General features: G+C 55.2%; 7 protein-coding genes. 5 read left to right on the forward strand and 2 right to left on the reverse strand.

The window, feature by feature from the left end:
- Positions 1-1,381: excinuclease ABC subunit UvrC (gene uvrC / locus ACOSYY_RS11815; RefSeq protein ID WP_421662589.1), on the forward strand; the 1,381-nt coding region annotated here is incomplete at its 5' end.
- A 24-nt stretch (positions 1,382-1,405) separates the two neighbouring features.
- Here uvrC and ACOSYY_RS11820 read toward each other — a convergent pair.
- Positions 1,406-2,773 (reverse strand): OmpP1/FadL family transporter, encoded by a 1,368-nt coding sequence (locus tag ACOSYY_RS11820; protein ID WP_421662590.1) that lies wholly within the window; start codon positions 2,771-2,773, stop codon positions 1,406-1,408.
- Between the two features lie 248 nt (positions 2,774-3,021).
- On the opposite strand from ACOSYY_RS11820, the gene ACOSYY_RS11825 reads away from it, so the two are divergent.
- On the forward strand, positions 3,022-3,840 hold the full coding sequence (locus ACOSYY_RS11825; protein WP_421662591.1) for a helix-turn-helix transcriptional regulator: 819 nt from the start codon (positions 3,022-3,024) through the stop codon (positions 3,838-3,840).
- 54 nt (positions 3,841-3,894) lie between these two features.
- On the opposite strand, the gene ACOSYY_RS11830 is transcribed toward ACOSYY_RS11825, so the two are convergent.
- Entirely contained in the window at positions 3,895-4,650 is a 756-nt protein-coding gene (locus ACOSYY_RS11830) for an acyl-homoserine-lactone synthase (RefSeq protein ID WP_421662593.1), read from the reverse strand.
- Positions 4,651-4,868: 218 nt separating this feature from the next.
- Here ACOSYY_RS11830 and ACOSYY_RS11835 point away from each other — a divergent pair, with 218 nt between their 5' ends.
- The 3 genes from ACOSYY_RS11835 to ACOSYY_RS11845 all read left to right on the forward strand — a co-directional run.
- Positions 4,869-5,672, forward strand: a complete 804-nt coding sequence (locus ACOSYY_RS11835; protein WP_421662594.1) for a sensor histidine kinase — start codon at positions 4,869-4,871, stop codon at positions 5,670-5,672.
- Positions 5,669-6,349, forward strand: a complete 681-nt coding sequence (locus ACOSYY_RS11840; protein ID WP_421662595.1) for a response regulator — start codon at positions 5,669-5,671, stop codon at positions 6,347-6,349. The genes ACOSYY_RS11835 and ACOSYY_RS11840 overlap by 4 nt, the downstream gene beginning before the upstream one ends.
- Before the next feature lie 165 nt (positions 6,350-6,514).
- Positions 6,515-8,037: PAS domain S-box protein (locus ACOSYY_RS11845; protein ID WP_421662596.1), on the forward strand; the 1,523-nt coding region annotated here is incomplete at its 3' end.

The following is an 8,037-nucleotide window of genomic DNA, read 5'->3' on the forward strand; positions in this document are numbered from 1 at the left end:
GTTGAAGGTCATCAAACACGTCTTTCCCCTTGCCACATGCACGATCGATATTGACGGGACCGCCGACCGCGCCTGCATCGAATTCGAGATCAAGCGATGCATGGCGCCCTGCACCGGCAACCAGTCGAAGGAAGAGTACCACCAAATCGTCAAACAGGTCCGCCAATTTCTGGAAGGTCGAGATCGCGAGTTGCTGGACGATCTCCGTGTCCGCATGGAAACGGCGGCGGAGCGAGAAGAATTCGAGGAAGCGGCCCGTCTGCGGGACCGTCTCTTCAAGATCGAACGGATGCTGGAAAAGCAGCGAATCACGCAGACCTCGGCTACCGATCAGGACGTGATCGGCTTAGCCAGACAAGGCTCTGCGGTGGACCTCCAGATTCTATTCGTGCGGGGCGGCTTGCTGATCGGACGGAAGGATTTCTTCTGGCCTCAGTCCGCCGCGGTGTCCGATGAGGAGTTGGTCCGCTCCGCTATCGAGCAGTTCTACAACAAGGACGGGCAGCCACCGAGAGAAGTCCTTGTCCCGACCGATCTCGAGGACGCCGCTCTGATTCAGCAATGGCTGTCCGACAAGCGAGGGGAATCCGTTCGTGTGCGTTCGCCGGAGCGAGGCGCCAAGCATCAGCTCGTCCTCTTAGCCGAAGAAAATGCCGCTGCGGCTGTCGCCGACCACTTGCGCGATGAGGAACTTGACCGGCAAGCCGGCGAGGAACTGAAACGGTTACTGCGGCTGGAGCAGGCTCCACATCGGATTGAAGGATTCGACATCTCGAATACGATGGGCGACCAGTCCGTCGCCTCGATGGTCGTCTGGGAAGACGGACAGATGAAGAAGGCGGACTATCGACGGTTCAAGATCCAAACAGTCATGGGGGCCAATGACTTCGCGAGCATGAAAGAGGTGGTCACGCGTCGCTATGGACGGGAGGAGAACCTGACCCAGCCGGATTTGATTCTCATCGACGGCGGATTAGGCCAACTGGCCGCCGCGCTGGAAGGGCTTAAAGAGGTCGGACGACATAGCCTGCCGATCCTTGGGTTGGCCAAAGCCCGCGGTGACAAAGAGGAGCGCGTCTTCCTGGCGGGAAGAAAAAACCCGATCGTGCTCAAACCGCAATCTCCCTCCACTCATCTGCTCCAGCGCATTCGCGATGAGGCCCATCGCTTTGCGATCACGTTCCATCGAAAGCTGCGAGGCAGATCACTCGTCGGCTCCAGATTGGATCAGGTCATCGGAATCGGTGAGATTAGACGCAATCAACTTTTAAACCAATTCGGCAGCCTAGACAAACTGGCTTCGGCCAGCGATGACGCGCTACGGGAAATCGGTCTGAATGCAAAAATTATCGTGGAACTCCGTAAGGCGCTTAGCAAGTAGCATGTATCAGCCTCTACCAGCCGCCTAGAATAGGGCACGCAAACTGAGCGCGCCTAGGCGAACGAACGCGTCGTACGCCCCGTCAACGGTCGGATTCAAATTGCCGATGACGGCGCGCGATTCGTAGAACCATTCCTGATAGGCAAGATCGAGTCCGATGCCTTTCGGCCACAGAGCCGATTCTCCGCTGCAGGGGATCACACCCAGGAATCGCCCTGCTCCCTTGCAAAGAAACCCGGTACCCAGCGACAGCGTATGAGCCGGCAAAGAAATTGTCGCGGGATTGAACGTACGATCCGGAACAGGGTCATCTGTATACGTATAGCCGGAGCGCACCGCGACCTCCCAGTGCGGGAGCCATCGCGGATTCAGCCACTTATACTCGGTTCCGAATGCAATCACCGGCACGTTGTTCCACTGTTGCGGCTGGGGAATCGTCGCCCCGTTCGAAAGACGAATATCAAGATTCTTATTCAGGCTCCAGCCCACATACTCGACATCGAGTTCCACCTTCCATTCGTTCTTGCTTGTGCGCACCGGCCAGACTGCGATGGCTCCAGTTATTATTTGCGGCAAGACAAGATCGGTGGATGCATCGGCCACTTTCGCTCCGTTGACTAATAATGATCCACTCAACGGCAAAACTGCTTGACTGCGATAGATCAGTCCGGTGGACATAATCGGTTTGCCGGCTCCGTTTCTTACGGGGGTATAGAGGAGGCTGGCCGTGATGCCCGCCCCTGTTCCTTTCCCATTGAGCTCGATAGACGCCCCGGCCGGGATGCCCAAGACTCCGGCGCTCATCTGTTTCTGCTCGACATGCCCTTCGCCGAGAAAGCTCGCAAACGTGTAAATGTCGGCGCTTACGCCCACCGACAGATTCTCGCTTATCTTGTAGGCAACGGTCGGCTTGATAGCGATCAACGGAAGCGCGGCCGAGGTCACAGCCGTATTGAACGGGCCATCGACGGGGTAACGAGTATTCAATCCGAAGGGCGAAGTTAACCCGATTCCAACCGTCACCGGCGAAAACATGGATGATCCAATACGGGCAAGATTGGCACTGAGATAAAAATTACTCGGAGGAGGCCAGTTCACACTGCCATTGAAGTCGCCATGGCTTTCGACACCGGTCGGGCTCTTGAATTTGACGGATCCGCCGACCAAATTGACGCCGAGCACGCTTTGAATGCCGTGAACTTGGGTCAATCCGGCCGGATTGTAGCGAATCGCGGAGGCATCGTCGGCTTCGGCGGCAAAAGCATTGCCCTGCCCTGCCGCGCGCGCCCCCTGAGGCTGAAAACGAAGAGCTTGAGCATCGGCAATCGCCGGCTCTAGGAGACAATAGAATAAGACGAGTGCAATGACCCAGCCTACCGGTCGATGAGCCATACTTGCACCCGAACCTTGGTATACTGTTAAGTAGATTATCGTATCTTATGGGTTTACAATAGCAGGCTTTGTTCTCAGATGATCTTCTCATGACAAGCAAAAGTAAATAGGAAGAAGAGACATGGTCCATACGTATAGAGACAGTTGGCCCTATAGATGATGTTATAGAGGCCTAGTGTGATTTTAAGGTGATTTTTTACTAATTCCTATGTTATAGGGTCACGTCCTCAAAGGTTAGGAGGGTCTCTATGACTCATACGTCCACCAAACAACCTTTTCCGCAGACTGCCTTTGACGCTCTCTCAAAATCCGAGTGCCGGAACTTTCTTGAGGTCCTCCATTACGCCATGCAGGCGGGAACTCCCGATGACGTGCGGGAGGTGCTCGTTCTATTCCAAAATCATTTCCGCTTCACGAAAGCTTTAGGGGGGCTCGTTCGTCTTGGGCCAAATCGGACATTTGCCGGATTCAGTAATGTCGTCAACGCCAGTTATCCCGATGAATGGCTGTACATGTACTGGAAAAATGGCTTTGCGGACGTCGACCCGGTATTCAAGTCCGCTTTGAAATCACCCGGCACGCAACACTGGCGAGAGATCTATCGGCACATGTCCTCCGAGAAAGAACATGAGTTTATCGCCACGGCACGGCAATTCGGTCTCTGTGATGGCATCACGACAGGATCCGTTGATCAAGCCTGCGGAGTCGCCACCTTCTGTTCATTCGCCAGTGAGCAAACTCTCGACGCAAAACGAATGGTTCCACTCGTCGAATACGCAGGGTATTACATTCATATGGCCTTGCTAAGAACCGCCCCCAAATCCGTGCCGCAAACAGATCGATGCGTCAAGGAGCTTTCCTCTAGGGAAGTCACGATCCTCAATTGGATGAAGAATGGAAAAACCAACTGGGAAATCGGCAAGATTCTTGGAGTCAGTGAGCGAACCATACGATTCCATATTGAGAGCATCTTCTCCAAACTGGAGGTGACTTCCCGATCTCAAGCCGTCGCAACCGCCATGGAGCACGGTCTACCCGCCCTTCATGGGCTGCCCACCGCCATCTAAGCATTCATTTGCACCAGCTTCGGGGTTACCTGCTGCCGGGGTACGCTTCAACGGCTAGGCAGTGTGTACCAATAACCGATTTTCCGCCAATTCTGCATATTCCACCGTGCCCCTTTCTTGGCCCAGTCCTGGTCGGCGTACGCGTTTCGGGCCAGGAGCCGGCGTTGTCGTTGTCAGCCAATCCAGCATACCAGGACGACACGTTGAGGCTTGTGAGCGAAACTCGTCCAAATCGAGTAGCCCACCGATAGAAAGCACCTCTGTCGGTGGCAGCGCAACCGGTTCTCCAATGGCGCGGCATGGCCATCCCATGCGTTGAACAACCCGCAGTAGCCTATGTTCCACCACCATATATGTGTAACGGACATCATGAAGCAGACACCATTGGTACATGCCTTTGAAGATCGCTTTCATCAGCCTTGCGGAAAGCCCGCGATCGGCAATCTCCGGATCGACAGCGAGTCGCGTGATTTCCGCGGTATCAGTTTCTTTCCGGACATAGTGATTTCCCACAAGGCAGGCGCTGAATTCACTCTCCAACATGAACGGGACAGGCGCATGGGTCATGCGGACTAATCCCAGCAATCTGACATCATTTGCGAATATGCCGATCGAAGTGCTCCACGTATCATACACATCGGCTTCGAGGCGGTCGGCCCGTTCAGGCACCCACTTCAGCCGTTCGGCAAATATACGATGCCGCAATCGATACGCCTGAGTTAGGTCTTCCTTTGTTTCGAGCGTCTTGACGAGAAACTCTCCCTCGTAGAAGCGTATTCCTCTTTCCTCGTCGGTCTCTAATGCTTGCATACTATTCCTCCTGGATGGCCTGATGCAGGGTCTGACAGGGCTGATTGTCTGGCGAAGGAGGCGAATGGAACCATTACCGCGAAGGAAACGTCACCTGGCGGGTCCGCCAGGTGATTTCCGAGCCGCAATTACATATAAGATGACGCTGTGACCTGATAGGCGGTATCAGCAAAGACTAGGTAATTAGGTATGAGGCGTCAGATAAGGAGGACGGTAACGTGGCGGAAAGCAAGACCAATTTTCAACTGTTGGACGGCGGGCTTCGATCAACCTCAGCACTCCCCCTTTCTCAGGCCGTACGCCCTCTGAAGGAGTCTTTCGGCCTGCGCAAATTGGAGCCATGCGCCGGTGAATTAACCACCGCGTTCAAGGCGACTGAAAGCCGTTTGAGTAAGCTCCTGGAAGATCGCACCCGTATCGGTCGAGACTTGCACGACTGCGTGTTGCAGTCGCTGTATGCGATCGGTTTGAACATTGAAACGGCTCAGCGGAACAGGAACGATCAAACGGCGGAAGGCAAAGAGACCGACGACCGGATGATCCAGCAGATCAATCAGCTGATCCATGAGGTCCGCGGGATGATTCGAGAGTTAGAATCCGGAAGTGTCCAAGAATTTGATTTATCTTCGGAACTCTTCACTCTGTGCACGACTTACGAGCAAACAGGAAGAGTACAGATAAAGCTGGATCTCCAACGCAGCGCCATTGATGTGCTGACGAACGAGGAAGAGAAGGAAATCCTGAATATCGTGCGCGAGGCTCTCAGCAACTGCGCGCGCCATGCCAACGCAACCCGGGCCGTCGTCTCGATTCGAATGCGAGAAACCCGAATTCGAGTGGGCATCCATGACGACGGCATCGGATTTTCGACAGCGGTCGGACGGACACAAGGATACGGGCTTGCCAATATGGAAACTCGAGCCAAACGGCTAGGGGGTATATTGAGAGTCCAGTCCAAGATCGGAGAGGGCACACAAGTCATTGCGGAGTTTTCATTGGAACCCCTTTTGACTTCCGTATGAAACAGCCATCGACCAGCATTGTTCTTATTGACGACCACGAGATGGTCCGTAGAGGGCTCCGCGCGCTGTTGCACTTGGAACCGGATATGGCGATCGTGGGGGAGGCCGCCACTGTGGCGGACGGCGTAGCCGCCGTTGAGCGTCTTGCCCCGCAGATGGCGTTACTCGACGTGAAGCTTCCCGACGCCTCGGTCACCGAAGCCTGTCGGCGGCTTCTGGCCGTTGCGCCGAAGCTTCGGATTCTCGTGCTCACCAGTTACGCCGAAAATTCCACAGTGATGGCCGCAGTTCAAAACGGCGCCCACGGATACATACTCAAGGATGTTCGAATGGACGATCTGATTCGCGCCATTCGTATCGTCGCCAGCGGCCATGGTTATCTGGACCCCCGAGTCACTCAGCAAGCCCTGCATTGGATTCGGACCAGTTCACACCTTGGAGCGACTTCCCAGGGCACCTCCCGGCTGTCCCCGCAAGAGCGCTTGATCCTGCCGCTTCTGGCTGAGGGAAAAACAAATAAGGAGATCGCCGTCCAGCTTCGGTTGAGCGACAAAACGGTGAAAAACTATCTGGCCAATATTTTCGATAAGCTTCATGTCAAGCGCCGCACGGAAGCTGTTGCTTGGTTCATGAAGGAAACCCAAGTGTCCGGTGCCGCGCGAAGTCAAAAACTTTAGCGCACCTATAACGAACCCCCTTAGGGCTTTTTCCTCCAACGCTTACCTGGCTCCGATGACCCCTCTGGCATTGATGGATTGCCAGGCTTATACTACCTTCAAGCGCATGTTCCAAGATTGACCCACCTCCCATGGAGACAGGGCCAGCCTTGTAGTTTCATCTGTATGACACCGGGTCTCTTCCCTATGAGCGCGCCGCTGGATACCGACAGCCTGATGTTCACCGAACTTGTCGGCCTACGCCGCCGAGTCTTCGAATTGCAACAGGCATTGGCCGACGCAGAACATAGCCGTGCCCCTGCACGCCTATCGGCGCATCCGGCCGGTCAAGTCCGTGAATTCCTCTGCGCTCAGCCTGGTGAAGCAACAGCCGATGCGCCGTGGCAAGCAGGAACTCAAGATGAGTTGGCGAGCCCTATGGAGCTGAAACCTCGGCGCAAAGAGGGTGCGACCTTCGACCTCTGCCTCCGGCCCGATGAGCAGGTACGGGAAAATGAGGCGCTCTGGAGAGCTCTCTGTGAACATGCGGATGTAGGAATTGCGCAGCTTAGTCTCGACGGGCAATTTGTCCGCGTGACCCCCCGCCTCTGCGAGACGCTAGGCCACTCCTTGGAGAACATACTGCACAGAACATCACGGGATCTCATGCACCCCGATGACGTCTGCGCCGATCGGACTCATCTCCAAGAATTGCTCGCCGGCAAACGTCTTTCGTGCTCGATGGAGAAACGGTATCGTCGCGGCGACGATACGTGGGTATGGGTCGCCGAGACTGTGTCGCTGATCCGTTCGGACGCCGGCGAACCGGCTTATTTCATCGCCGTCGTTCAGCATATCGATGACCGCAAACGGTCCTCCTCACTCCTCCAAGCCGCCATCAATTCGGTCGCGGACGGCTTGCTCGTTGTCGACCGACAGGGAACGGTCACCAGTGTCAACCAGCGTTTCCTTGATTTCTGGAATATCCCCCACTCATTCGCGAACAGCGGAAACCACGAGGCGCTATTGACCTTAGTCGCTGAACACATTCATGACCCCGAGGCATTTATACGCAGAGTTTGCGAGCTTTATGCCCATCCGGATCAGGAAAGCTTTGATGTGCTTGAGTTCAAGGACGGACGGGTTTTCGAGCGCCACGCCAGACCGCAGATTCTCGATGATGAAATCGTCGGCCGCCTCTGGAGCTTCCGTGATATTACCGAACACAGACGCGCCGAGGAAGCCTTACGTGCAAGCGAGCGTAGACTCCAGCGCTTCGTGGCGGAAGCCCCTGTCGGGCTCTGTATTCTCGATGACAACTGGCGCGCGATCAGCGCCAACAAAGCTTTTTGCGAGCTGACCGGATATGAAGAACGTGAAGTGATCGGCAGTACGTATGCCCTCTATACGCACCCCGAAGATCTTTCCGCCAACATCGTGTTGACGGGCGAGTTTTTCCGAGGGATTCGATCAGAATATACCTACGAGAAGCGATACATTCGTAAGTCCGGTGAAATTATTTGGGTCTCAGTCAAAGCGACTCGCGTGGAGTTATCGGGTCATGCCGAACCGCTCCTCCTTGCCGCGGTTCAGGACATTACCGAGCGCAAGCTGGCCATGGAAGAACGCGAGCGCTTGAGCCGAGACCTGCACGATAATATTTTACAAGCCCTCTACGCGGTTGGCATGCAGTTGGAAGCGGGCAAGTT

It is taken from the genome of Nitrospira sp. BLG_2 (assembly GCF_049222245.1).